This is a genomic window from Pseudomonas sp. BBP2017 (assembly GCF_003024385.1).
Classification (GTDB): Bacteria; Pseudomonadota; Gammaproteobacteria; order Pseudomonadales; family Pseudomonadaceae; genus Aquipseudomonas.
Window position 1 is genome coordinate 1 of sequence record NZ_PVZN01000010.1, and the last position, 21,523, is coordinate 21,523.

21 protein-coding genes are annotated in these 21,523 nt (G+C 60.5%); 17 read left to right on the forward strand and 4 right to left on the reverse strand.

Features of this window, described 5'->3' with window-relative positions:
• Positions 1–248: 248 nt before the first annotated feature.
• The 3 genes from C6382_RS13735 to C6382_RS13745 are packed head-to-tail and all read left to right on the forward strand — an operon-like array spanning position 249 to position 3,811.
• On the forward strand, positions 249–908 hold the full coding sequence (locus C6382_RS13735; RefSeq protein WP_107024980.1) for a paraquat-inducible protein A: 660 nt from the start codon (positions 249–251) through the stop codon (positions 906–908).
• Positions 895–1,518 carry a paraquat-inducible protein A gene (locus C6382_RS13740; protein WP_107024981.1) on the forward strand — a complete coding sequence of 208 codons (624 nt, stop codon included), beginning with the start codon at positions 895–897 and terminating at the stop codon, positions 1,516–1,518. Before C6382_RS13735 ends, C6382_RS13740 begins: the two co-directional genes overlap by 14 nt.
• Positions 1,511–3,811: a PqiB family protein gene (locus C6382_RS13745; protein WP_107024982.1), complete on the forward strand. Its 2,301-nt coding sequence runs from the start codon at positions 1,511–1,513 to the stop codon at positions 3,809–3,811. The genes C6382_RS13740 and C6382_RS13745 overlap by 8 nt, the downstream gene beginning before the upstream one ends.
• A 150-nt stretch (positions 3,812–3,961) precedes the next feature.
• Here the strand turns inward: C6382_RS13745 and rpsT are convergent, their stop codons facing one another.
• Entirely contained in the window at positions 3,962–4,240 is a 279-nt protein-coding gene (gene rpsT / locus C6382_RS13750) for a 30S ribosomal protein S20 (protein WP_010220592.1), read from the reverse strand.
• Between the two features lie 251 nt (positions 4,241–4,491).
• Between rpsT and murJ the strand changes: the two genes are divergently transcribed.
• The 6 genes from murJ to ispH all read left to right on the forward strand — a co-directional run bounded on the left by murJ (position 4,492) and on the right by ispH (position 11,827).
• Positions 4,492–6,030 carry a murein biosynthesis integral membrane protein MurJ gene (murJ, locus tag C6382_RS13760; RefSeq protein ID WP_107024983.1) on the forward strand — a complete coding sequence of 513 codons (1,539 nt, stop codon included), beginning with the start codon at positions 4,492–4,494 and terminating at the stop codon, positions 6,028–6,030.
• Positions 6,031–6,148: 118 nt separating this feature from the next.
• Positions 6,149–7,099, forward strand: coding sequence for a bifunctional riboflavin kinase/FAD synthetase (ribF, locus tag C6382_RS13765; protein WP_178082780.1), 951 nt, complete (start codon positions 6,149–6,151; stop codon positions 7,097–7,099).
• The gene (ileS, locus tag C6382_RS13770; RefSeq protein WP_107024985.1) at positions 7,096–9,927 is read left to right on the forward strand and encodes an isoleucine--tRNA ligase; all 2,832 of its coding nucleotides are present in this window, start codon (positions 7,096–7,098) and stop codon (positions 9,925–9,927) included. The genes ribF and ileS overlap by 4 nt, the downstream gene beginning before the upstream one ends.
• Positions 9,920–10,435 (forward strand): signal peptidase II, encoded by a 516-nt coding sequence (gene lspA, locus C6382_RS13775; RefSeq protein ID WP_107024986.1) that lies wholly within the window; start codon positions 9,920–9,922, stop codon positions 10,433–10,435. The genes ileS and lspA overlap by 8 nt, the downstream gene beginning before the upstream one ends.
• Positions 10,428–10,865 (forward strand): FKBP-type peptidyl-prolyl cis-trans isomerase, encoded by a 438-nt coding sequence (gene fkpB, locus C6382_RS13780; protein ID WP_107024987.1) that lies wholly within the window; start codon positions 10,428–10,430, stop codon positions 10,863–10,865. Before lspA ends, fkpB begins: the two co-directional genes overlap by 8 nt.
• A gap of 14 nt (positions 10,866–10,879) precedes the next feature.
• The gene (gene ispH / locus C6382_RS13785; protein WP_107024988.1) at positions 10,880–11,827 is read left to right on the forward strand and encodes a 4-hydroxy-3-methylbut-2-enyl diphosphate reductase; all 948 of its coding nucleotides are present in this window, start codon (positions 10,880–10,882) and stop codon (positions 11,825–11,827) included.
• Here the strand turns inward: ispH and C6382_RS13790 are convergent.
• Positions 11,816–12,295 carry a GspH/FimT family protein gene (locus tag C6382_RS13790; protein WP_256589094.1) on the reverse strand — a complete coding sequence of 160 codons (480 nt, stop codon included), beginning with the start codon at positions 12,293–12,295 and terminating at the stop codon, positions 11,816–11,818. The genes ispH and C6382_RS13790 overlap by 12 nt on opposite strands.
• 140 nt (positions 12,296–12,435) lie before the next feature.
• Here C6382_RS13790 and pilV point away from each other — a divergent pair, with 140 nt between their 5' ends.
• From pilV to thiO, 5 genes are read left to right on the forward strand one after another with little or no spacing between them, the layout of a single operon-like run.
• Positions 12,436–12,654 carry a type IV pilus modification protein PilV gene (gene pilV, locus C6382_RS13795; protein WP_256589095.1) on the forward strand — a complete coding sequence of 73 codons (219 nt, stop codon included), beginning with the start codon at positions 12,436–12,438 and terminating at the stop codon, positions 12,652–12,654.
• A complete protein-coding gene (locus C6382_RS13800; protein ID WP_107024989.1) occupies positions 12,651–13,322 on the forward strand; it encodes a PilW family protein in 672 nt (223 codons plus the stop codon). Before pilV ends, C6382_RS13800 begins: the two co-directional genes overlap by 4 nt.
• A complete protein-coding gene (locus C6382_RS13805) occupies positions 13,319–13,822 on the forward strand; it encodes a pilus assembly protein (RefSeq protein WP_107024990.1) in 504 nt (167 codons plus the stop codon). The genes C6382_RS13800 and C6382_RS13805 overlap by 4 nt, the downstream gene beginning before the upstream one ends.
• A gap of 17 nt (positions 13,823–13,839) precedes the next feature.
• Positions 13,840–14,241 carry a type IV pilin protein gene (locus C6382_RS13810; protein ID WP_107025123.1) on the forward strand — a complete coding sequence of 134 codons (402 nt, stop codon included), beginning with the start codon at positions 13,840–13,842 and terminating at the stop codon, positions 14,239–14,241.
• 37 nt (positions 14,242–14,278) lie between these two features.
• Entirely contained in the window at positions 14,279–15,382 is a 1,104-nt protein-coding gene (gene thiO / locus C6382_RS13815; protein WP_107024991.1) for a glycine oxidase ThiO, read from the forward strand.
• A gap of 70 nt (positions 15,383–15,452) precedes the next feature.
• Here thiO and C6382_RS13820 read toward each other — a convergent pair whose 3' ends face one another.
• Both C6382_RS13820 and C6382_RS13825 read right to left on the reverse strand, forming a co-directional pair.
• Positions 15,453–15,683, reverse strand: a complete 231-nt coding sequence (locus tag C6382_RS13820; RefSeq protein ID WP_107024992.1) for a PP0621 family protein — start codon at positions 15,681–15,683, stop codon at positions 15,453–15,455.
• 93 nt (positions 15,684–15,776) lie between these two features.
• On the reverse strand, positions 15,777–16,793 hold the full coding sequence (locus tag C6382_RS13825) for an outer membrane protein assembly factor BamD (RefSeq protein ID WP_107024993.1): 1,017 nt from the start codon (positions 16,791–16,793) through the stop codon (positions 15,777–15,779).
• Between the two features lie 150 nt (positions 16,794–16,943).
• On the opposite strand from C6382_RS13825, the gene rluD reads away from it, so the two are divergent.
• The 3 genes from rluD (at position 16,944) to clpB (ending at position 21,333) form a co-directional block, all read left to right on the forward strand.
• Positions 16,944–17,906 (forward strand): 23S rRNA pseudouridine(1911/1915/1917) synthase RluD, encoded by a 963-nt coding sequence (gene rluD, locus C6382_RS13830; protein ID WP_107024994.1) that lies wholly within the window; start codon positions 16,944–16,946, stop codon positions 17,904–17,906.
• The gene (gene pgeF, locus C6382_RS13835; protein ID WP_107024995.1) at positions 17,903–18,643 is read left to right on the forward strand and encodes a peptidoglycan editing factor PgeF; all 741 of its coding nucleotides are present in this window, start codon (positions 17,903–17,905) and stop codon (positions 18,641–18,643) included. The genes rluD and pgeF overlap by 4 nt, the downstream gene beginning before the upstream one ends.
• Positions 18,644–18,768: 125 nt before the next feature.
• Positions 18,769–21,333, forward strand: coding sequence for an ATP-dependent chaperone ClpB (gene clpB / locus C6382_RS13840; protein ID WP_107024996.1), 2,565 nt, complete (start codon positions 18,769–18,771; stop codon positions 21,331–21,333).
• Positions 21,334–21,523: the final 190 nt, after the last annotated feature.

Consider the following 21,523-nt stretch of genomic DNA (forward strand, 5'->3'; position numbering starts at 1 on the left):
AACTCAGCAGTGAAACGATGCATCGCCGATGGTAGTGTGGGGTTTCCCCATGTGAGAGTAGGTCATCGTCAAGATTAAATTCCGAAACCCCTATCTGCATATGCAGGTAGGGGTTTTGTCTTTTCCGTGCGGTGGAGGCAGGCTGCTTCGCGATGCGATGTGGCGGAGAGGCCTACAGCTGACTTGACCCGCGATCCAGGCGCTGTGTATCGGTTAGAATGGCGCCCTCGTTGACTCAGAAGTTCACTATGTCCGACCCTGTCGATTCCCATCCGCTTGCCGACTTACCCCTGGATCAACTGGTGGCATGTCACGAATGTGACCTGCTGATGCGCAAGCCTGTGCTCAAGCTGGATGAAAAAGCGCATTGCCCACGCTGCGGCTATGAGCTTTATGCGCACCGCCACAATGTCGTCCAGCGCAGCCTGGCGCTGGTGCTCGCAGCTTTGCTGCTCTACATACCGGCCAACTTTCTTCCCATCATGCAACTCCATCTGTTGGGCCAGAGCTCCAACGACACGGTCTGGAGTGGCGTGGTCGGGCTGTACAACACCGGGATGGCTGAAGTGGCAGTGGTGGTGTTCCTCTGCAGCATGGCCATCCCCTTGCTCAAGCTGCTGTGCCAGCTGGCAGTGTTGCTGAGTATTCGCCTGAACATCGGGCGCAGTTACGGTCTGTTGCTTTACCGGATTTACCACCATCTGCGCGACTGGGGCATGCTCGAGGTGTATTTCATGGGCGTGCTGGTGGCGATGGTCAAGTTGGTCGAGTTGGCGGAGTTGAGTCTCGGTCTCGGGCTGGCCTGTTTTATCGGTTTGCTACTGGTACAAGTGTGGTTGGAAGTGGTGATGTCACCGCACCAGATCTGGAGTGCTTTATCGGGGGAAGACCTGCATGCGTGCGATTGATGCTGGAATTCTGATTTGTGGCGAGTGCCACGAACTGAATCGCCAGGAGCCTGAGTGTGACTCGCAAACCTGCAGTCGTTGCGGCGCGATTGTGCATGCACGGCGGCCGAACAGTCTGATACGAACCTGGGCTTTGCTACTCACCTCGGCAATTCTATACATCCCGGCCAACGTGCTGCCGATCATGACGGTCAGTACGCTGGGGCAGGGTGCGCCAGACACGATCATGTCCGGTGTCATCACCCTGATCAAGTTCGGCATGTTGCCGATTGCTGCCGTGGTGTTCATTGCCAGTATTCTGGTGCCCACCTTCAAGTTGGTGGGTATCGGGCTGCTGCTCTACTCGGTGCAACGCAGGCAGCCATTGTCCGCGCGGCAACGGATTCTGATGTACCGCTTTATTGAATTTATCGGACGCTGGTCGATGCTCGACATCTTCGTGATCGCCATTTTGGTGGCGGTGGTGAACTTCGGCAGGATCGCCAGTATCGAAGCCAACCTGGGCGCCGTCGCCTTCGCCAGTGTGGTGATTCTGACGATGCTCGCTGCAGTAACTTTCGATCCCCGACTGATTTGGGATAACACGGAGTCGGATGACGACCATGAGTGATTTGCCTACGGCTAAAACCCGCCCAGCTTCGAACTGGTCGGCTATATGGATATTACCTCTGATCGCTCTGGTCATTGGCGGCTGGCTTGGCTGGCAGGCATACCGCGAATCAGGGGTGAACATTCAGGTTCGCTTCGAGAGTGGTGAAGGCATTGTTGCCAATAAAACCGAGGTGGTCTTCAAGGGCATGTCGGTGGGTAAGGTGAAAGAGCTGGTACTGGATGCCAAAGGCAGCAATACCGGCGTTATCGCCACCATCGAAATGAACAAGGAGGCTGAGCCGCACCTCAATAGCGGCACACGCTTCTGGCTGGTCAAGCCAAGTGTCACGCTGGCTGGCATCACCGGCCTGGAGACCTTGGTATCGGGTAATTACATTGCCGTGAGCCCGGGTACGGGGGAGCCAACCAAGCGTTTCAAGGCATTGGACGAAGCGCCGCCGTTGTCTGATAGCGAACCTGGCCTGCACCTGACCCTCAAAGCAGATCGACTGGGTTCGCTCAATCGCGACAGCCCGGTGTTCTACAAACAGATTCAGGTCGGCAAGGTGAAAAGCTACCGCCTGGCCGAAGACCAGGGCACGGTGGAGATCAAAGTCTTCATTGAGCCGGCCTACACCAACCTGGTGCGCAAGCACACGCGCTTCTGGAACGCCAGTGGCATCAGTATCGATGCCGGCCTGTCCGGGGTGAAAGTGCGCAGTGAGTCGCTGGCCAGTATCGTCGCCGGCGGTATTGCCTTTGCTACACCGGAACACCGCAAGGACAGCCCGGCAACCGACCCGAGCTTACCGTTCCGCTTGTTTGAAGACTTCGATGCCGCCCAGGCGGGTATCAAGGTCAAGGTCAAGTTGAGCGACTTCGAAGGGCTGCAGGCCGGGCGTACGCCAGTGATGTATAAAGGCATCCAGGTCGGTTCGCTGAAGACCCTGAAGGTCGATGCTGATCTCACCAGTGCCGTCGCCGAATTGACCCTGGACCCATTGGCTGAAGATTACCTGGTGGACGGCACCCAGTTCTGGGTGGTCAAACCGTCCATCTCGCTGGCCGGGATCACCGGCCTGGAGGCGCTGGTCAAGGGTAACTACATTGCCATCCGGCCGGGTGATAAAGGTGCCTCTCCACAGCGCGAGTTCGAGGCCCGGGACAAAGCGCCTCCGCTCGACCTGAAAGCACCAGGGCTGCACCTGGTACTGTTCAGTGACAACCTCGGTTCGCTGGAGGTTGGCAGCCCGGTGCTCTACCGTCAGGTCAAGGTCGGTACCGTGCAGAGCTACCAGTTCTCCAGGAAGAGCAAGCGCCTGCTGATTGGTGTGCACATCGAGAAGGAGTACGCCAACCTGGTCAACGGCTCGACGCGATTCTGGAATGCCAGCGGCATTACCCTTACCGGTGGCTTGTCGGGCGTCCAGATCAAGAGCGAATCGCTGCAGAGCCTTATGGCGGGCGGCATCGCTTTCGATACGCCGACCCCGAATGTGCCGCTCAAGCGCCGGATTCCGAGTTTCCGCCTGAATGTGGATCAGGAGGCGGCCAATCGCAGTGGCACTACCGTGACCATTCGGGTCGAGCGTGCTGATGGCCTCAAGGTCGGTACGCCGGTTCGCTTCAAGGGCCTGGATGTTGGCAAGGTCGAGCAGGTCGATCTGACTGATGATCTGCAAGCGGTGCTGCTCAAGGCGCGTATTACTGAAGTGCCTGAGCGTATTGCTCGTGAAGGTACGCAATTCTGGGTGGTCAAACCGGCTCTGGGTATCGTCAAGACGGCGAACCTGGAAACCTTGGTGACAGGGCAGTACCTGGAAGTGCAGCCTGCCTCGAAGAACCTGGGACCGCAGCGCAGGTTCAACGCGCTGCCCCAGGCGCCGGATTTCTCTGCGCGTGAAGCGGGTTTGGCGTTGGTGCTCAGTGCGCCGCGGCGTGGCTCGATCAAGCCGGGCGTGCCGGTCACTTATCGCGAGATTCCGGTGGGTAAAGTAACCGGTTTCGAGTTAGGGCAGACGGCGGACCGCGTGCTGATTCATATCCTTATCGAGCCGCGCTATGCCGCCCTGGTGCGTGGTGGTAGCCGATTCTGGAACAGCAGTGGCTTTGGCTTTGACTTCGGCTTGTTCAAAGGCGCTACGGTGCGCACCGAGTCGCTGGAAACCCTGATCGAGGGCGGAATTGCCTTTGCAACGCCGGATGGCGAGAAGATGGGTAACCCGGCTCGAGCGCAGCAGACCTTTGCCCTGTTCGACAAGGCTGAAGACGAATGGCTGCAGTGGGCACCGAAGATTCAGATCGGTAAGTAACAGGATCCATCGCGGGGCAAGCCCGCTCCCACAGGTACACTACAAGTTCCTGTGGGAGCGGGCTTGCCCCGCGATGCTTCTAATGACAAACGCCAAATCGCAGGCAATAAAAAACCGACCCTGGGGTCGGTTTTTTAACAAGCGTGTCGCTTAGGCAGCTGCAGCTTCTTTCAGCGCCTTGATGTGGCCATTCAGACGGCCTTTATGGCGAGCAGCCTTGTTCTTGTGGATGATGCCTTTATCGGCCATACGGTCGATAACAGGAACAGCCAGAGTGTAAGCAGCTTGCGCTTTTTCGGCGTCTTTTGCGTCGATGGCTTTAACTACATTCTTGATGTAGGTACGAACCATGGAACGCAGGCTGGCGTTGTGGCTGCGACGCTTCTCAGCCTGTTTTGCACGTTTTTTGGCGGAAGGTGAGTTGGCCACCGTCGAGCTCCTCGAAAGACTTGGTAAATAGCAAACAAAATAGGCCGCGAATCATGCCGATGAGTTAATCGGTTGTCAAGGGCACTTGCATGGATCCGCTGAGTGGTTGTTCCTTACAAGGGAGTGATTCCCTTCTGCGGTACGACCTGTAAACTCGGGAGCTTTTGCTCTGCTTGCGTTGCGGCGCGGAGTATCGCACAACTGGGCGCGTTCCGGCACAGCCCTTTATCTTTAGGCGTAAAAAACTTTCAATGAACCTTCTGAAATCCCTGGCCGCCGTCAGCTCCATCACCATGATTTCCCGGGTGTTGGGCTTTGTGCGTGACACCATTCTGGCGCGGGTGTTCGGTGCCGGCGTGGCTACCGACGCCTTCTTCATTGCCTTCAAATTGCCCAACCTGCTGCGGCGGATCTTTGCCGAGGGCGCATTTTCCCAGGCATTCGTGCCGATCCTGGCTGAGTACAAGACCCAGCAGGGCGAAGAGGCGACCCGTACCTTCATTGCCTACGTCAGCGGTTTGTTGACCCTGGTGCTGGCCCTGGTTACCGCGCTCGGCATCCTCGCGGCCCCCTGGGTGGTGTGGGTTACGGCGCCGGGCTTCGTCGCCGATGGCGAACGGTTTGAACTGACCACCGAGCTTTTGCGGGTGACATTCCCTTATATTCTTCTGATCTCTCTTTCGTCGCTGGCCGGTGCCATTCTCAATACCTGGAACCGCTTTTCGGTGCCGGCCTTCGTGCCGACCCTGCTGAATGTGGCGATGATCGGCTTTACCCTGTTTCTGACCCCGTACTTCGATCCGCCCATCATGGCGCTGGCCTGGGGTGTCCTGGCCGGTGGTCTGGCGCAACTGCTGTATCAGCTGCCGCACCTGAAAAAGATCGGCATGCTGGTGCTGCCACGGCTGAATCTGCGTGATTCGGGGGTGTGGCGGGTACTCAAGCAGATGCTGCCAGCGATCCTCGGCGTCTCGGTAAGCCAGATTTCGCTGATCATCAACACCATCTTTGCCTCGTTTCTGGTAGCCGGCTCGGTGTCCTGGATGTATTACGCCGACCGCCTGATGGAGCTGCCCTCCGGGGTGCTCGGCGTAGCGCTGGGTACCATCTTGTTGCCGACCCTGGCCAAGACCTACGCCAACCGTGACCGCCATGAGTATTCGCGGATCCTCGACTGGGGCCTGCGCCTGTGTTTCCTGCTGGTGCTGCCGTGTACCCTGGCCATGGCGATCCTCGCCGAGCCATTGACCGTGGCGCTGTTCCAGTACGGCAAATTCAGCGCACACGACGCCGCCATGACTGAGCGTGCCCTGATCGCCTATACGGTCGGCCTGTTGGCGATCATTCTGGTCAAAGTGCTGGCCCCTGGCTTCTATGCCCAGCAGAACATCCGTACACCGGTTAAAATCGCGATATTTACTCTGGTCTGTACCCAGCTGTTCAACCTGATGTTCATCACTCACTTGCAGCACGCAGGGTTGGCCCTGGCGATCAGCCTCGGCGCCTGCCTGAATGCCGGCCTGTTGTACTGGAAATTACGTCAGCAGCAGCTATTCCAGCCGCAGCCGGGCTGGGGCAAGTTCCTCGCCAGGCTGGTCGTGGCTGTGCTGCTGATGTCGGCGGTGCTACTCGTGGGCATGCATTACATGCCAGCTTGGGAAGAAGGGCAGATGCTCGAACGTTTCCTGCGTCTGGGCGTATTGATTCTGGCGGGTGTGGTGACTTATTTCGGCAGTCTGTTCGTGTTTGGTTTCCGCCCGCGTGACTTTGCCCGCAAGGCACTGCATTGAGCGGCGAACACGGCCAGACGTCGGTTTTCTCTTTTCCACGCCTCGGGGTGACGCTGCTGCCTGTCGTCCGCGCCCGGGTGTGGTTATAATCGACCACTTTATGAGCAAGAAGCGCGTTATGCAGCTGGTTCGAGGCCTTCACAACCTGCGCCCCCAGCACCGGGGCTGTGTCGCCACTATTGGCAACTTCGACGGTGTTCACCGTGGCCACCAGGCAATCCTGGCGCGTCTGCGTGAGCGAGCGGTAGAGCTGGGGGTACCCAGCTGCGTGGTGATTTTCGAGCCACAGCCGCGCGAGTATTTCGCTCCGGACACTGCGCCTGCCCGCTTGGCCCGCCTGCGTGACAAGGTCGCGCTGCTGGCTGCTGAAGGCGTGGACCGGGTGTTGTGCCTGGCGTTCAATCAGCGTCTGAGCAAACTCAGCGCCGCTGAGTTCGTCGATACCATCCTGGTCGACGGCCTGGATGTTAAGCACCTGGAAGTCGGCGATGATTTTCGCTTTGGTTGCGACCGGGTTGGCGACTTTGAATTTCTCCAGCAAGCCGGTCTGAGTCAGGGCTTCACCGTTGAAGCGGCGCAGACTGTTGAGCTGGATGGCTTGCGGGTCAGCAGCACGCAAGTACGCCACGCCCTGGCCAAGGCCGATTTTGCTCTCGCCGAACGGCTGCTCGGGTGCCCGTACCGCATCTGCGGTCGCGTCTTGCATGGGCAGAAGCTGGCACGCCAATTGGGCACACCGACTGCCAACATACAACTCAAGCGTCGTCGCGTACCGCTGAGCGGGGTTTACCTGGTCAGCGTCGAACTCGATGGCAAGGCTTGGCCCGGCGTCGCCAACATCGGCGTACGGCCAACCGTTTCAGGTGATGGCAGTGCCCACCTGGAAGTGCATCTCCTTGATTACGCCGGCGATCTCTATGGCCGGCGCCTGACGGTGGAATTCCACCACAAGCTGCGTGAAGAGCAGCGTTTCGCCTCCCTGGAGGCGCTGAAGTCGGCGATCGATGCGGATATCGCCGCCGCACGTGCCCATTGGCACGCTCAACCGCTAACGAAGAGCCTGAAATGACCGACTATAAAGCCACGCTAAACCTTCCGGACACCGCCTTCCCGATGAAGGCCGGCCTGCCACAGCGCGAACCGCAGATTCTTCAGCGTTGGGACAGCATTGGCCTGTACCAGAAGCTGCGCGAAATTGGCAAGGATCGTCCGAAGTTCGTGCTGCACGACGGCCCGCCCTACGCCAACGGCAAGATTCACATCGGTCATGCACTGAACAAGATTCTCAAGGACATGATTGTCCGCTCCAAGACCCTCTCCGGTTTCGACGCCCCGTACGTCCCGGGTTGGGACTGCCACGGCCTGCCGATCGAGCACAAGGTCGAAGTGACCCATGGCAAGCACCTGAGCGCCGACCAGACCCGCGAGCTGTGCCGTGCCTACGCCGCCGAGCAGATCGAAGGGCAGAAGACCGAGTTCATCCGCTTGGGTGTGCTGGGTGACTGGAGCAATCCTTACAAGACCATGAACTTTGCCAACGAGGCCGGTGAAATCCGCGCCCTGGCCGAGATGGTCAAGCATGGCTTCGTGTTCAAGGGTCTGAAACCTGTGAACTGGTGCTTCGATTGCGGTTCGGCACTGGCCGAAGCGGAAGTCGAGTACGCCGACAAGAAATCCCAGACTATCGACGTTGCCTTCCCGATCGTCGATGACGCCAAACTGGCCGCCGCGTTCGGCCTGGCCTCGCTGGCCAAACCGGCTTCGATCGTGATCTGGACCACCACCCCGTGGACCATTCCGGCCAACCAGGCGCTGAACGTCCACCCGGAGTTCAAGTACGCTCTGGTTGATGTCGGCGACAAGCTGCTGGTGCTGGCTGAAGAACTGGTCGAGTCGTGCCTCAAACGTTACGCGCTGGAAGGTTCGGTCATCGCCAGCGCGCCAGGGTCAGCGTTGGAACTGATCAACTTCCGTCACCCGTTCTACGACCGCCTGTCGCCGGTTTATCTGGCCGACTACGTCGAGCTCGGCGCCGGCACCGGTGTGGTTCACTCCTCGCCAGCCTACGGTGAAGACGACTTCGTCACCTGCAAGCGCTACGGCATGGTCAACGACGACATCCTCACCCCGGTGCAAAGCAACGGTGTCTACGTGCCGTCGCTGGAGTTCTTTGGCGGTCAGTTCATCTGGAAGGCCAACCCGGCCATCGTCGAAAAACTCGCGGAAGTCGGTGCGCTGCTGCACACCGAAACCATCAGCCACAGCTACATGCACTGCTGGCGCCACAAGACCCCTCTGATCTATCGCGCCACCGCGCAGTGGTTCGTCGGCATGGACAAACAGCCTGACAACGGCGACACCCTGCGCAAGCGTGCGGTCAAAGCCATCGAAGAAACCAAGTTCGTCCCGGCCTGGGGTCAGGCGCGCCTGCATTCGATGATCGCCAACCGCCCGGACTGGTGCATCTCGCGTCAGCGCAACTGGGGCGTGCCGATTCCGTTCTTCCTCAACAAGCAAACCGGTGAGCTGCACCCGCGTACCGTCGAGCTGATGGAAGAAGTAGCCAAGCGCGTCGAGAAAGAGGGCATCGAAGCCTGGTTCAAGCTGGACGCCGCCGAGCTGCTCGGCGCAGAGGCCGGCCAGTACGACAAGATCGCTGACACCCTCGACGTCTGGTTCGACTCCGGCACCACTCACTGGCATGTACTGCGTGGTTCGCACAGCATCGGCCACGAGACCGGCCCGCGTGCCGACCTGTACCTGGAAGGTTCCGACCAGCACCGCGGCTGGTTCCACTCCTCGCTGCTGACCGGCTGCGCCATCGACAACCACGCGCCGTACCGCGAGCTGCTGACACACGGTTTCACCGTTGATGAAAACGGCCGCAAGATGTCCAAGTCGCTGGGTAATACCATCGAGCCGCAGAAGGTCAACGACACCTTGGGTGCCGACATCCTGCGTCTGTGGGTCTCGGCCACTGACTATTCTGGCGAGATGGCGGTTTCCGAGCAGATTCTGCAGCGCAGCGCCGACGCCTACCGGCGTATTCGCAACACCGCGCGCTTCCTGCTCTCCAACCTGTCAGGCTTCGACCCCGCCCGCGACCTGCTGCCGGCCGAAGACATGCTGGCGCTGGACCGTTGGGCGGTCGACCGTACCCTGCTGCTGCAGCGCGAGCTGGAAGAACACTACGGCGAATACCGCTTCTGGAACGTCTATTCGAAGATCCACAACTTCTGCGTGCAGGAGCTGGGTGGCTTCTACCTGGACATCATCAAGGACCGTCAGTACACCACTGGCGCCAACAGTATTGCCCGTCGTTCCTGCCAGACCGCGCTGTACCACATCAGCGAGGCGCTGGTGCGCTGGATCGCGCCGATCCTGGCCTTCACCGCCGACGAGCTGTGGCAGTACCTGCCAGGCGAGCGCAACGAGTCGGTCATGCTCAACACCTGGTACCAGGGGCTGACCGAACTGCCGGAAGGTTTCGAGCTGGGTCGCGCTTACTGGGACCGCGTGATGGCGGCCAAGACTGCGGTCAACAAGGAACTGGAGAACCAGCGTTCGGCCAAGGCCATCGGTGGCAACCTGCAAGCCGAAGTCACCCTGTTCGCCGACGACGCCCTGAGCGCCGACCTGAACAAGCTGGGCGACGAGCTGCGTTTCGTGCTGATCACCTCGGCCGCCAGCGTTGCACCGTTCGTCCAGGCGCCAGCCGATGCGGTCGAGACTGAAGTGCCAGGCCTTAAACTGAAAGTGGTCAAATCCGGTCATGCCAAGTGCGGCCGTTGCTGGCATTTCCGCGCCGACGTCGGGGCGAACCCGGAGCATCCGGAAATCTGTGCCCGTTGCGCCGACAACATCAGCGGCAACGGTGAGGTGCGCCACTATGCCTAACCCCGCTGCAGGGCGCTTCGGGCGCCTTGGCTGGCTCTGGCTGAGCCTGCTGGTCCTGGTCCTCGACCAGGCCAGCAAGTTCTATTTCGAGGGGGCGTTAAACCTGTACCAGCAGATCGTGGTCATTCCTGACTACTTCAGCTGGACCCTGGCCTACAACACCGGGGCCGCCTTCAGTTTCCTGGCGGACAGCTCCGGCTGGCAGCGCTGGCTGTTCGCCCTGATCGCCCTGGTGGTCAGTGGCGTGCTGGTGGTCTGGCTCAAGCGCCTGGGGCGTAACGAGACCTGGCTGGCGGTGGCGCTGGCCCTGGTGCTCGGCGGCGCGCTGGGTAACCTGTACGACCGTATCGTGCTGGGCCATGTGGTCGACTTCATCCTCGTTCACTGGCAGAACCGCTGGTATTTCCCGGCCTTCAACCTGGCCGACAGTGCCATTACCGTGGGTGCGGTGATGCTGGCGCTGGATATGTTCAAGAGCAAGAAGTCCGGAGAACCCGTCCATGACTGAGACCCGCATCGGCCAGAACACCGAAGTGAAACTGCACTTCGCGCTGCACCTGGAAAACGGCGATACCGTCGACAGTACCTTTGACAAGGCGCCGGCAGTGTTCAAGGTCGGCGACGGCAACCTGCTGCCGGGCTTTGAAGCGGCCATTTTCGGCTTCAAGGCCGGTGACAAGCGCACCGTTACCGTCGAGCCGGAAAACGCCTTCGGTCAGCCCAATCCGCAGAACGTGCAGATCATTGCTCGCTCGCAGTTCAACGACATGGAGCTTTCCGAAGGTCTGCTGGTGATCTTCAACGATGCTGCCAATGCCGAGCTGCCGGGTGTGGTCAAGGCTTTCGATGACGCCCAGGTGACCATCGATTTCAACCATCCACTGGCCGGCAAAACCCTGAGCTTCGAGGTGCAAATCCTCGAAGTCACAGCGCTTTGAGCCCGGAGCCGAGCATGCAAATCAAACTCGCCAACCCCCGCGGCTTCTGTGCGGGCGTGGATCGGGCGATCGAGATCGTCAACCGCGCCCTGGAAGTCTTCGGCCCGCCGATCTATGTGCGCCACGAAGTGGTGCACAACAAGTTCGTGGTCGAAGACCTGCGCGCACGTGGCGCCATCTTTGTTGAAGAACTGGACCAGGTGCCTGATGACGTCATCGTCATCTTCAGCGCCCACGGTGTTTCCCAGGCTGTGCGCCAGGAGGCCGCCGGGCGCGGTCTGAAGGTGTTCGATGCAACCTGCCCGCTGGTCACCAAGGTGCATATCGAGGTGGCGCGCTACAGCCGTGACGGGCGTGAATGCATCCTGATCGGTCATGAAGGTCATCCGGAAGTCGAGGGCACCATGGGTCAGTACGACGCCAGCAACGGCGGCGCGATCTACCTGGTCGAAGATGAGGAAGATGTTGCCCGATTGCAGGTCAACGATCCTGACAAACTGGCTTTCGTAACCCAGACGACGCTGTCGATGGATGACACCAGCCGGGTGATCGATGCCCTGCGTGCGCGTTTCCCGAACATTGGTGGGCCGCGCAAGGACGACATCTGCTACGCCACCCAGAACCGCCAGGATGCGGTCAAGCAACTGGCCAATGAGTGCGATGTGGTCCTGGTAGTGGGCAGCCCGAACAGCTCCAACTCCAACCGCCTGCGTGAACTGGCCGAGCGCATGGCAACGCCGGCTTACCTGATCGACGGTGCCGAAGACCTGCAGAAAAGCTGGTTCGACGGTGTCGAGCGCATCGGTATCACTGCCGGTGCTTCGGCGCCGGAGGTACTGGTTCGCGGTGTGATCGAGCAACTCCGGGCGTGGGGCGCCACCGGCGCCGAAGAGCTGGACGGTCGCGAAGAGAACATCACCTTCTCGATGCCCAAGGAATTGCGCGTTCGTTCATTGATCTGACCCGGCAGCCGCGCACAGCGGCTGCTTGATCAACGCATCACGCAGGCTGACTCTTCCGCTATGCGAAAGCACAACCTGATAGTGGCTCAGCGCTTCGGGACGTTGGCAAATATGCAACGTCCCGGCCTGAAAAGCGCCGCCCTCGCGCAGGGGCACACCCAGGCCATTGAAGCGCACCTGCCGGGCCACCGGTTGGTTCCCAACAATGATCGTTTGCCCATTGCTGCGCCATTCATGCAGCAGTTGCGGACTGTCATGCTCGACAATCATCCGCCAGCCATTACTCCAGTCCGACTCCAGTGCTTGCAGGAGCACGTTGCTATTGCGTAGCAGCGCCTCGCTGCGCGCTGTACGTAACGCCTGGGCCAGGTCCTTGGCGGCAACCTGCCGCTGTAGCCCGCTGCTCATGGTGTTGTAGGCCGGGACGCTCATCTGTGTAAGCAGCCCCAGTAGGGCTGATGCGAACAAGATTTGTATCAGTGTTACGCCCTGTTGCTTCACCGTGCATTCCTCCCTGGAAGTGCTTCGCTATAGGTTCGAAGCTCGTATCGCTGGTGTCCAGTCAGTCGGGTTGGCAAAGCGCTGTGGAAAAGTCTCGGAGGTTGGCCATGGATGGCTTGAAGCAACAAGGCATGACGTTGATTGAAGTGCTGGTGGCGATGGCCGTGTTGGGGCTGGGCTTGTTTGCCGCCGCCGGTTTGCAGGTGCAGGCATTGCAGGCCACTGAAAGCGCATTGCGTACCACCCAGGCGGCTTATCTGGCCCAGGGCGTGTTTGAGCAAGTTCGTGCTGGTGAGGTTTTGCGCAATCAGGACCCAGGGCGATGAGCAGACAAACGGGTTTCAGCCTGCTGGAAGCGATGCTGGCCCTGAGCCTGGGCTTGCTGTTGTTGCTCGGTGCAAATCGCCTGTTTATTGCCGCGAGCCAGTCCTGGCAGGCACAAGAGGTGGCGGCGCGGATGCAGGAGGATGCGCGTCAGGCCCTGCAGCGCCTGACCCAGAGCATTCGCATGGCTGGAATGTTCGGCTGCCTGCGTCACGATGCAATTGTTTTCCACGACCCCTTGGCTGCCGATGCATTCGCGCAGCCTATACAAATCACTCATGGCGCGGATGGGCGCCTGCAGCGCCTGAGCCTGATCAGTGCAGAAGTCGTGCAAGCCAGTGGTCGGCCTGACTGGACCCTGGTCACCGACTGTCTTGCGCAGGCAAGTGTGTATGCGGGTATTCGCGCCCCTGAGGTGGGGCAGTTTGCCGTCCCCATCCGTCGTCAGGATTACCGGCTGGTAGCCAATGAACTGCGCCTGCGCAGCGGGGCGAGTGATGGCGTACTGGTGGACGGGGTTGGTGAGCTGCAGCTTGAACTGATCAGGGACAGTTCCTCAGGTATTTCCACTGTGCGCCTGGACCTGTCGCTGATCGACCCGCAGCAACGCGTCAGAGCGCAGACTTATCGAACGAGCATTGCCTTGGGCAATCCACTGGGTGGGTCATGAGGCAACGTGGCCTGGTTTTGCTGCTTAGCCTGACGCTGATGTTGTTGCTGGGCTTGCTTGGTTTATCGGCGCTGGGCAGTGCGATCCAGCAGGAGCGCATGGCGCGTAACCTGCGGAGCACGTTGCAAGCGTTCGAACAGGCACAACAACTGCTGCAGCAAGCAGAGCTCAGGGCGCTGGAGCAGGCAGGACCACGCTGTGAGTTCTGCCTGCCGCCCCCGGAAGCCGGCTTGATCACCTCTGGCGGCGTGTATGCGGGGGCCGGGGCAAGCTCCGGTCTGGTTTGGCAAGCAGGTGACGGCGGTTTCTACCTTATCCAGCCTCTGGGGGAGAGCACCCAGGCCAGACAGATGCCGCCAGGGCTTGCGGTAGCGCTGTATCGAATCACGGCCGTGGCGCGCAATGGCACGGCCCGCAGTGTGCTGGAAAGTGTGATCGCGCAGCCTGTCGGGCCCGCGTCACAACCCTGGCGGCGGATCCTCTGGCGACAGGTCTACTAAGGAGCAGGAGAATGAAACTGCAGAAAGGATTGAGCCTGATCGAACTGTTGATTGTCATCGCTGTGCTCGGCATTCTGGTGAGCATTGCCTACCCCGGTTACAGCGACCAGGTCAGAAAAGCGGCTCGCACGGAAATTGTCGGCTTACTGTTCACCAGCGCACAGCAGCTGGAGCGCCATTACTCGCGTGCGGGTCAGTACAGCGATGACGAAACGCTGGTGACGCCACTGGCGAGCGGGACTGCTCACTATCGCTTGCAAGCGGTCCGCGACAAGGAGTCCTTCAGCCTGTTGGCACGACGCCTTCCCGAGGGGTTGATGATGGCTGATCCGTGCGGTGACTATGCGCTTGACCAGGCTGGTGTGCGCAGCAACCCCGAAAGCGTCGGGAATGCTGGCAGTGGCTGCTGGGGTGGCTGAAGCCTTTCGCGATTTACTTCAGAAGTTGGATCGATAGATGACCAAGCAAGTAGTGATAGTCGGCGGTGGAGTGATCGGCCTGCTGACGGCATTCAATCTGGCGGCCGAGGTCGAGCAGGTGGTGCTGTGTGATCGCGGTGAGCTGGGGCGGGAATCGTCCTGGGCCGGTGGCGGCATTGTTTCGCCGCTTTACCCCTGGCGCTACAGCCCTGCAGTGACAGCGTTGGCGCACTGGTCACAGGATTTCTATCCACAGCTGGGTGAGCGTCTGTTTGCCAGCACCGGGGTGGATCCCGAGGTGCATACCACCGGTCTGTACTGGCTGGACCTGGAAGACGAAGCCGAGGCCCTGGCCTGGGCCGAGCGGGAAGGGCGGCCACTGAGTGCGGTGGATATCTGCGCCGCCTATGACGCAGTGCCGGTGCTCGGTGCCGGTTTCCAGCGCGCTATCTACATGGCGGGTGTGGCCAATGTGCGCAATCCGCGACTGGTCAAATCGCTCAAGGCGGCGCTGCAGGCGATGCCTAACGTGAGCATTCGCGAGCACTGTGAGATCACCGGCTTCAGCCACCAGGGCGGGCGTATCACCGGGGTCGAGACGGCTGACGGGATGATTGCTGGCGACCGTGTGGTGCTGACTGCTGGCGCCTGGAGTGGCGACTTGTTGCGTCCACTGGGCCTGGAGCTGCCGGTCGAGCCGGTCAAGGGGCAGATGATTCTGTTCAAGTGCGCCGAAGATTTCCTGCCCAGTATGGTGTTGGCCAAAGGGCGCTATGCGATCCCGCGGCGGGACGGCCACATTCTGGTGGGCAGTACCCTGGAGCACGCCGGATACGACAAGACCCCGACCGCCGAGGCCCTGGAAAGCCTCAAGGCTTCGGCCATCGAGTTGCTTCCGGCATTGGCCGACGCCGCGCTGGTTGGTCACTGGGCGGGTTTGCGCCCGGGCTCACCGGAGGGTATTCCCTACATCGGTGAAGTGCCGGGCTGGCAAGGCTTGTGGTTGAACTGTGGGCACTACCGCAACGGACTGGTGCTGGCGCCAGCGTCCTGCCAGTTGTTTGCCGACCTGCTACTGGGCCGCGAACCGATCATCGATCCACGGCCTTATGCGCCAGCAGGGCGATTGACCGGAGAGTAAGGACTCATCGCGGGGCAAGCCCGCTCCCACAGAGGCTCGGTGGGGCTTGCCCCGCGATAAAACGGCTGATTCAGCGCTGATCGCCGGGCCCTTGCTCCAGATGCGCCTGGCTGCAATACCACTGGCTGCCCAGGCGCAGGGCCCGGTCATTGGGCAGGTGCACGCCGCAATGGGCGCAACGCACCATTTTCAACGGGTCTTCGAGGCTGTTGTCAGGCTTAGCAGCATTGCTGGCCTGGAATTTACGCCACAGCCAGAAAACAGCGGCGATCAGAGCGATCCAGAAAAGTAGGCGAACCATGGTGTCCAGCTTTATCAGTGAAGAGCCTTTAGTCTAGAGCTCGGGCATGAAAAAAGGGAGGCCTTGGCCTCCCTTTATCTGTTGCATGATCGATCAGTCGAACACGCCCAAGGTCATGTAGCTGAACCAGGAGCGGTCGTCGTTGTTGCCTTGCGCTTCGTGTTCCTCTTCCTCAACGGCGTCGCCATCTTTTGGTTGCAGTTCGTCTGGAATCGCTTCCTTGGCGTCTTCGTACTGGCGGATCACGTCCTGGTTGGCGCGGGTTTCGCCCGGCGGCAGCGGCGCTTCGGTCTCGATCAGGCCCAGGGTGGCCTTGGACAGCCAGGAGCGGTTGTCGGCTTCATCCTGCTTGGGCTGGAACTGGCCGTCGACCAGGCTCGGGTGATCCGGGTAGTTGAGCTTGAGGGTTTCCAGGCTGGTGGCGGCCAGTTCGTCCAGGTGCAGACGCATGTAGGCCTCGGTCATCACCGCCAGGCCGTCGCCGACCGATGGGGTTTCCTGGAAGTTCTCGACCACGTAGCGGCCACGGTTGGCGGCAGCGACATAGGCCTGACGGGTCAGGTAGTAGTCGGCGACGTGGATTTCGTAGGACGCCAGCAGGTTGCGCAGGTAGATCATGCGCTGCTTGGCATCGGGCGAGTAACGGCTGTTGGGGAAGCGGCTGGTCAGCTGGGCGAACTCGTTGTACGAGTCGCGGGCAGCACCCGGGTCACGCTTGGTCATGTCCAGCGGCAGGAAGCGCGCCAGCAGGCCACGGTCCTGATCGAAGGAGGTCAGGCCCTTGAGGTAGTAGGCGTAGTCGACGTTCGGGTGCTGAGGGTGCAAGCGAATGAAACGCTCGGCGGCCGATTTGGCGGCTTCTGGCTCGGCGTTCTTGTAGTTCGCGTAGATCAGCTCGAGCTGGGCCTGATCGGCATAGCGGCCGAATGGATAGCGCGATTCCAGCGCCTTGAGCTTACTGGTGGCGCTGGTGTAGCTGTGGTTGTCCAGATCGGCCTGCGCCTGCTGGTACAGCTCGGCTTCGCTCAGGTTTTCGTCGACGACTTCCTTCGAAGAACAAGCAGCGGTCAGTCCGAGGATGGCGATCAGCAGCAGGTGTTTCACTTGCATGGCGGCTTGCGTCCCTATGACGGCCGCTGTCTTGGGCGTGGCCGTCCTGTTATGATGAGCACCCCGATGCAACTTGCGGGGCAAAAGACGTCGTATTTAACCACAAGCGTGCAGTCGAAACCAAAGGCTGTGCCGCCCGCTGATTCGAGCATGTCCGAGATCATTCAACTTAGCGCAGAGGTGCCGTCCGAATTGGGCGGGCAACGCCTCGACCAAGTCGCCGCCCAATTGTTCGCTGAGCACTCGCGCTCGCGCCTTTCCACCTGGATCAAGGAGGGGCGCCTGACGGTCGATGGCGCTGTCCTGCGTCCGCGCGATATCGTCCACGGCGGCTCGCTGCTGGCCCTTGAGGCCGAGCAGGAAGCCCAGGGCGAGTGGGTAGCCCAGGACATCGAGCTGGATATCGTCTATGAAGACGACCACATCCTGGTGATCAACAAGCCGGCAGGGCTGGTGGTCCACCCGGCTGCGGGCCACGCTGATGGCACCCTGCTCAACGCGCTGCTGCACCATGTGCCGGATATCATCAACGTCCCGCGCGCGGGCATCGTCCACCGCCTGGATAAGGACACCACCGGTCTGATGGTGGTGGCCAAGACTATCCAGGCGCAGACCCAACTGGTTGCCCAGTTGCAAAGCCGCAGTGTCAGTCGCATCTATGAATGCATCGTGATCGGTGTGGTCACTGCCGGTGGCAAGATCAACGCCCCGATCGGCCGCCATGGCGGGCAACGCCAGCGCATGGCCGTGACCGAAGGCGGCAAGCCGGCTGTCAGCCACTACCGTGTACTGGAGCGCTTCCGTTCCCATACCCATGTACGGGTCAAACTGGAAACCGGGCGTACCCACCAGATTCGCGTACACATGGCTCACGTGAACTTCCCGTTGGTCGGCGATCCGGTCTACGGCGGTCGTTTCCGCATTCCGCCAGCCGCCAGCCAGACCATGGTCGAAGCCCTCAAGACCTTCCCGCGCCAGGCCCTGCATGCGCGTTTCCTGGAGCTGGATCACCCGGTGACCGGCGAGCGTATGGGCTGGGAATCGGCGCTACCGGATGATTTCGTCTGGCTGCTGTCGCTGCTCAAGCAGGACCGCGAGGCGTTCGTCGGATGAGTGAGCTGGCGCACGCCCTGCTGATCCCGGACTGGCCTGCGCCAGCCGTGGTTCGCGCGTGCGTCACCACCCGGGCGGGCGGGGTCAGCCTGCCGCCTTATGAAAGTTTCAATCTTGGTGACCATGTTGGCGATGTGCCAGAGGCGGTAGCCGAGAACCGTCGGCGTCTGACCGCCGAGTTCGGCGTCCAGCCAGCCTGGCTCAAGCAGGTGCATGGCGTGGTGGTGGCGGATGCCGACCCGAGCGTAATCGCCGAGGCCGACGCCAGCTGGACCGCCACCCCAGGTATCGCCTGCACGGTGATGACCGCCGATTGTCTGCCGTTGCTGTTCTGTGACCGCGCCGGAACCCGTGTTGCCGCTGCGCATGCTGGTTGGCGTGGTCTGGCCAACGGGGTAATCGAGGCCACCCTGGACCGTCTGGCCCTGCCGCCTGAAGAGGTGCTGGTGTGGCTGGGCCCGGCGATTGGCCCGCAAGCTTTCGAAGTCGGTCTGGAAGTGCGCGATGCCTTCACGACCGTTCATCCGGAAACTGCCCAGGCCTTCGGGCCCGGTACGCGCCCGGATAAACTGATGGCCGACATCTATACCCTGGCCCGCCTGCGCCTGGCTGCCCGTGGTGTACAGGCGGTGTATGGCGGCGGTTTGTGCACCGTCAGCGATCCACGCTTCTATTCTTATCGGCGTACTCCGCAAGGTGGACGCTTCGCCTCATTGATCTGGTTAGCCCCACGCTGACCTGAATCAACCCCGCTAAGCTTGAATCCGCCAGAATCACCCTCATCTAGTAGGGTATCTCAGGCAGGTTTATCTTCATCAGGTGTGTCCATCGCTCCGGCCTGCCCATAAAAGGAAGGTAACTTATGCGAATAGACCGTTTGACCAGCAAGCTACAGCTGGCATTATCCGATTCCCAATCCCTGGCCGTTGGTATGGACCATCCCGCCATCGAGCCTGCGCACCTGTTGCAAGCGTTGATCGATCAGCAAGGTGGTTCGATCAAGCCGCTGCTGATGCAGGTCGGCTTTGACGTCAACAGCCTGCGCAAGGCATTGAGCAAAGAGCTCGACCAACTGCCGAAAATCCAGAACCCGACCGGTGACGTGAACATGTCGCAGGATCTGGCGCGTCTGCTCAACCAGGCCGACCGTCTGGCCCAGCAGAAAGGCGACCAGTTCATTTCCAGCGAACTGGTGCTGCTCGCCGCCATGGATGAAAACAGCAAGCTTGGCAAATTGCTGCTCAGCCAGGGCGTGACCAAGAAAGCCCTGGAAAACGCCATCAGCAACCTGCGTGGCGGTGAGGCGGTCAACGACCCGAACGCCGAGGAGTCGCGTCAGGCCCTGGACAAGTACACCGTCGACCTGACCAAGCGTGCCGAAGACGGCAAGCTTGATCCGGTGATCGGCCGTGACGACGAAATCCGCCGCACCATTCAGGTGCTGCAACGCCGGACCAAAAACAACCCAGTGCTGATCGGTGAGCCTGGCGTCGGTAAAACCGCCATCGCCGAAGGCCTGGCCCAGCGCATCATCAACGGCGAAGTGCCAGACGGCCTTAAAGGCAAGCGTCTGCTGTCGCTGGACATGGGCGCGCTGATCGCCGGTGCCAAGTTCCGTGGTGAGTTCGAAGAGCGCCTCAAAGCGCTGCTCAATGAACTGTCCAAGCAGGAAGGGCAGATCATCCTGTTCATCGACGAACTGCACACCATGGTCGGCGCCGGTAAAGGTGAAGGCTCGATGGACGCCGGCAACATGCTCAAACCGGCCCTGGCCCGTGGTGAGCTGCACTGCGTGGGTGCCACGACCCTGAACGAGTACCGTCAGTACATCGAGAAAGACGCGGCCCTCGAGCGGCGCTTCCAGAAAGTACTGGTGGAGGAGCCGAGCGAGGAAGACACCATCGCCATCCTTCGTGGCCTCAAAGAGCGTTACGAGGTGCACCACAAGGTGGCCATCACCGACGGCGCGATCATTGCCGCGGCCAAGCTCAGCCATCGCTACATCACTGACCGGCAACTGCCGGACAAGGCCATCGACCTGGTCGACGAAGCGGCCAGCCGCATTCGTATGGAGATCGACTCCAAGCCCGAAGTGCTCGATCGCCTGGAGCGCCGTCTGATTCAACTGAAGGTTGAATCCCAGGCGCTGAAGAAAGAAGAAGACGAAGCCGCAATCAAACGTCTGGAAAAACTGACCGAAGAGATTGCCCGGCTTGAGCGTGAGTACGCTGACCTGGAAGAAGTCTGGACCTCGGAAAAAGCCGAAGTGCAGGGTTCTGCGCAGATCCAGCAGAAAATCGAGCAGTCGCGCCAGGAGCTGGAAGCCGCGCGGCGCAAAGGCGACCTCAGCCGCATGGCCGAGCTGCAGTACGGGGTGATCCCGGACCTGGAGCGCAGCCTGCAGATGGTCGACCAGCACGGCAAGGCCGAGAACCAGCTGTTGCGTAACAAGGTGACCGAAGAGGAAATCGCCGAAGTCGTCTCCAAGTGGACCGGTATTCCGGTGGCCAAGATGCTTGAAGGCGAGCGGGAAAAACTGTTGAAGATGGAAAGCCTGCTGCACCAGCGTGTGATCGGCCAGGAAGAGGCCGTGGTTGCGGTCTCCAACGCCGTCCGTCGTTCGCGGGCCGGGTTGTCCGACCCGAACCGGCCAAGTGGCTCGTTCCTGTTCCTCGGCCCGACCGGGGTGGGTAAGACCGAGCTGTGTAAAGCCCTGGCCGAGTTCCTGTTCGACACCGAAGAGGCGATGGTGCGTATCGACATGTCCGAGTTCATGGAGAAGCATTCCGTGGCCCGTCTGATCGGTGCTCCGCCTGGCTATGTCGGTTACGAGGAGGGCGGTTACCTGACCGAAGCGGTACGGCGCAAGCCTTATGCCGTGGTGCTGCTCGACGAGGTCGAGAAGGCGCACCCGGATGTGTTCAACGTGTTGCTGCAGGTACTTGAAGATGGTCGCCTGACCGACAGCCACGGACGCACGGTGGATTTTCGCAATACCGTGATCGTGATGACCTCCAACCTCGGCTCGGCACAGATCCAGGACCTGGTAGGTGATCGCGAAGCTCAACGGGCTGCGGTGATGGACGCGGTGGGTTCGCATTTCCGCCCAGAGTTCATCAACCGTATCGATGAAGTGGTGGTGTTCGAACCGCTGGGCCGCGATCAGATCGCTGGCATCACCCAGATCCAGTTGGGCCGTCTGCGCAGCCGTCTGGCTGAGCGCGACCTGAGCTTGGAGCTGAGCGCTGAAGCGCTGGATAAACTGATCGCTGTCGGTTACGACCCGGTCTATGGCGCACGGCCGTTGAAACGGGCGATTCAGCGCTGGATCGAGAACCCATTGGCGCAGCTGATCCTGGCTGGCAAGTTCCTGCCAGGCACCGGGATTACCGCCAAAGTGGAGGGCGAGGAAATCGTCTTCGCCTGATTTTTCGGGTGGTTACGCTAAGGCCTCGAATTTCGAGGCCTTTTTTCTTTGCATTTTTTCTCCAGTGCTTGTAAAGTGCGCCCCGCTGTATGTCACCCCGCAGGTTTCCAGCAAAATCGGGAATCTGAAAAAAAGTTGCAAATCAGTAAGTTGAATGCAAATTAGGGGTTGACAAGGGTTTTGAAGGTTG

Coding starts and splice junctions, on each gene's coding strand:
- ispH (WP_107024988.1), top strand. CDS start 10,880: ATGCAAATCAAACTCGCCAACCCCCGCGGCTTCTGTGCGGGCGTGGAT.
- C6382_RS13825 (WP_107024993.1), bottom strand. CDS start 16,793: ATGCAAGTGAAACACCTGCTGCTGATCGCCATCCTCGGACTGACCGCT.
- C6382_RS13800 (WP_107024989.1), top strand. CDS start 12,651: ATGAGCAGACAAACGGGTTTCAGCCTGCTGGAAGCGATGCTGGCCCTG.
- lspA (WP_107024986.1), top strand. CDS start 9,920: ATGCCTAACCCCGCTGCAGGGCGCTTCGGGCGCCTTGGCTGGCTCTGG.
- rluD (WP_107024994.1), top strand. CDS start 16,944: ATGTCCGAGATCATTCAACTTAGCGCAGAGGTGCCGTCCGAATTGGGC.
- ileS (WP_107024985.1), top strand. CDS start 7,096: ATGACCGACTATAAAGCCACGCTAAACCTTCCGGACACCGCCTTCCCG.
- pilV (WP_256589095.1), top strand. CDS start 12,436: ATGGATGGCTTGAAGCAACAAGGCATGACGTTGATTGAAGTGCTGGTG.
- C6382_RS13740 (WP_107024981.1), top strand. CDS start 895: ATGCGTGCGATTGATGCTGGAATTCTGATTTGTGGCGAGTGCCACGAA.
- murJ (WP_107024983.1), top strand. CDS start 4,492: ATGAACCTTCTGAAATCCCTGGCCGCCGTCAGCTCCATCACCATGATT.
- thiO (WP_107024991.1), top strand. CDS start 14,279: ATGACCAAGCAAGTAGTGATAGTCGGCGGTGGAGTGATCGGCCTGCTG.
- clpB (WP_107024996.1), top strand. CDS start 18,769: ATGCGAATAGACCGTTTGACCAGCAAGCTACAGCTGGCATTATCCGAT.
- C6382_RS13805 (WP_107024990.1), top strand. CDS start 13,319: ATGAGGCAACGTGGCCTGGTTTTGCTGCTTAGCCTGACGCTGATGTTG.
- pgeF (WP_107024995.1), top strand. CDS start 17,903: ATGAGTGAGCTGGCGCACGCCCTGCTGATCCCGGACTGGCCTGCGCCA.
- C6382_RS13745 (WP_107024982.1), top strand. CDS start 1,511: ATGAGTGATTTGCCTACGGCTAAAACCCGCCCAGCTTCGAACTGGTCG.
- C6382_RS13820 (WP_107024992.1), bottom strand. CDS start 15,683: ATGGTTCGCCTACTTTTCTGGATCGCTCTGATCGCCGCTGTTTTCTGG.
- C6382_RS13735 (WP_107024980.1), top strand. CDS start 249: ATGTCCGACCCTGTCGATTCCCATCCGCTTGCCGACTTACCCCTGGAT.
- ribF (WP_178082780.1), top strand. CDS start 6,149: ATGCAGCTGGTTCGAGGCCTTCACAACCTGCGCCCCCAGCACCGGGGC.
- fkpB (WP_107024987.1), top strand. CDS start 10,428: ATGACTGAGACCCGCATCGGCCAGAACACCGAAGTGAAACTGCACTTC.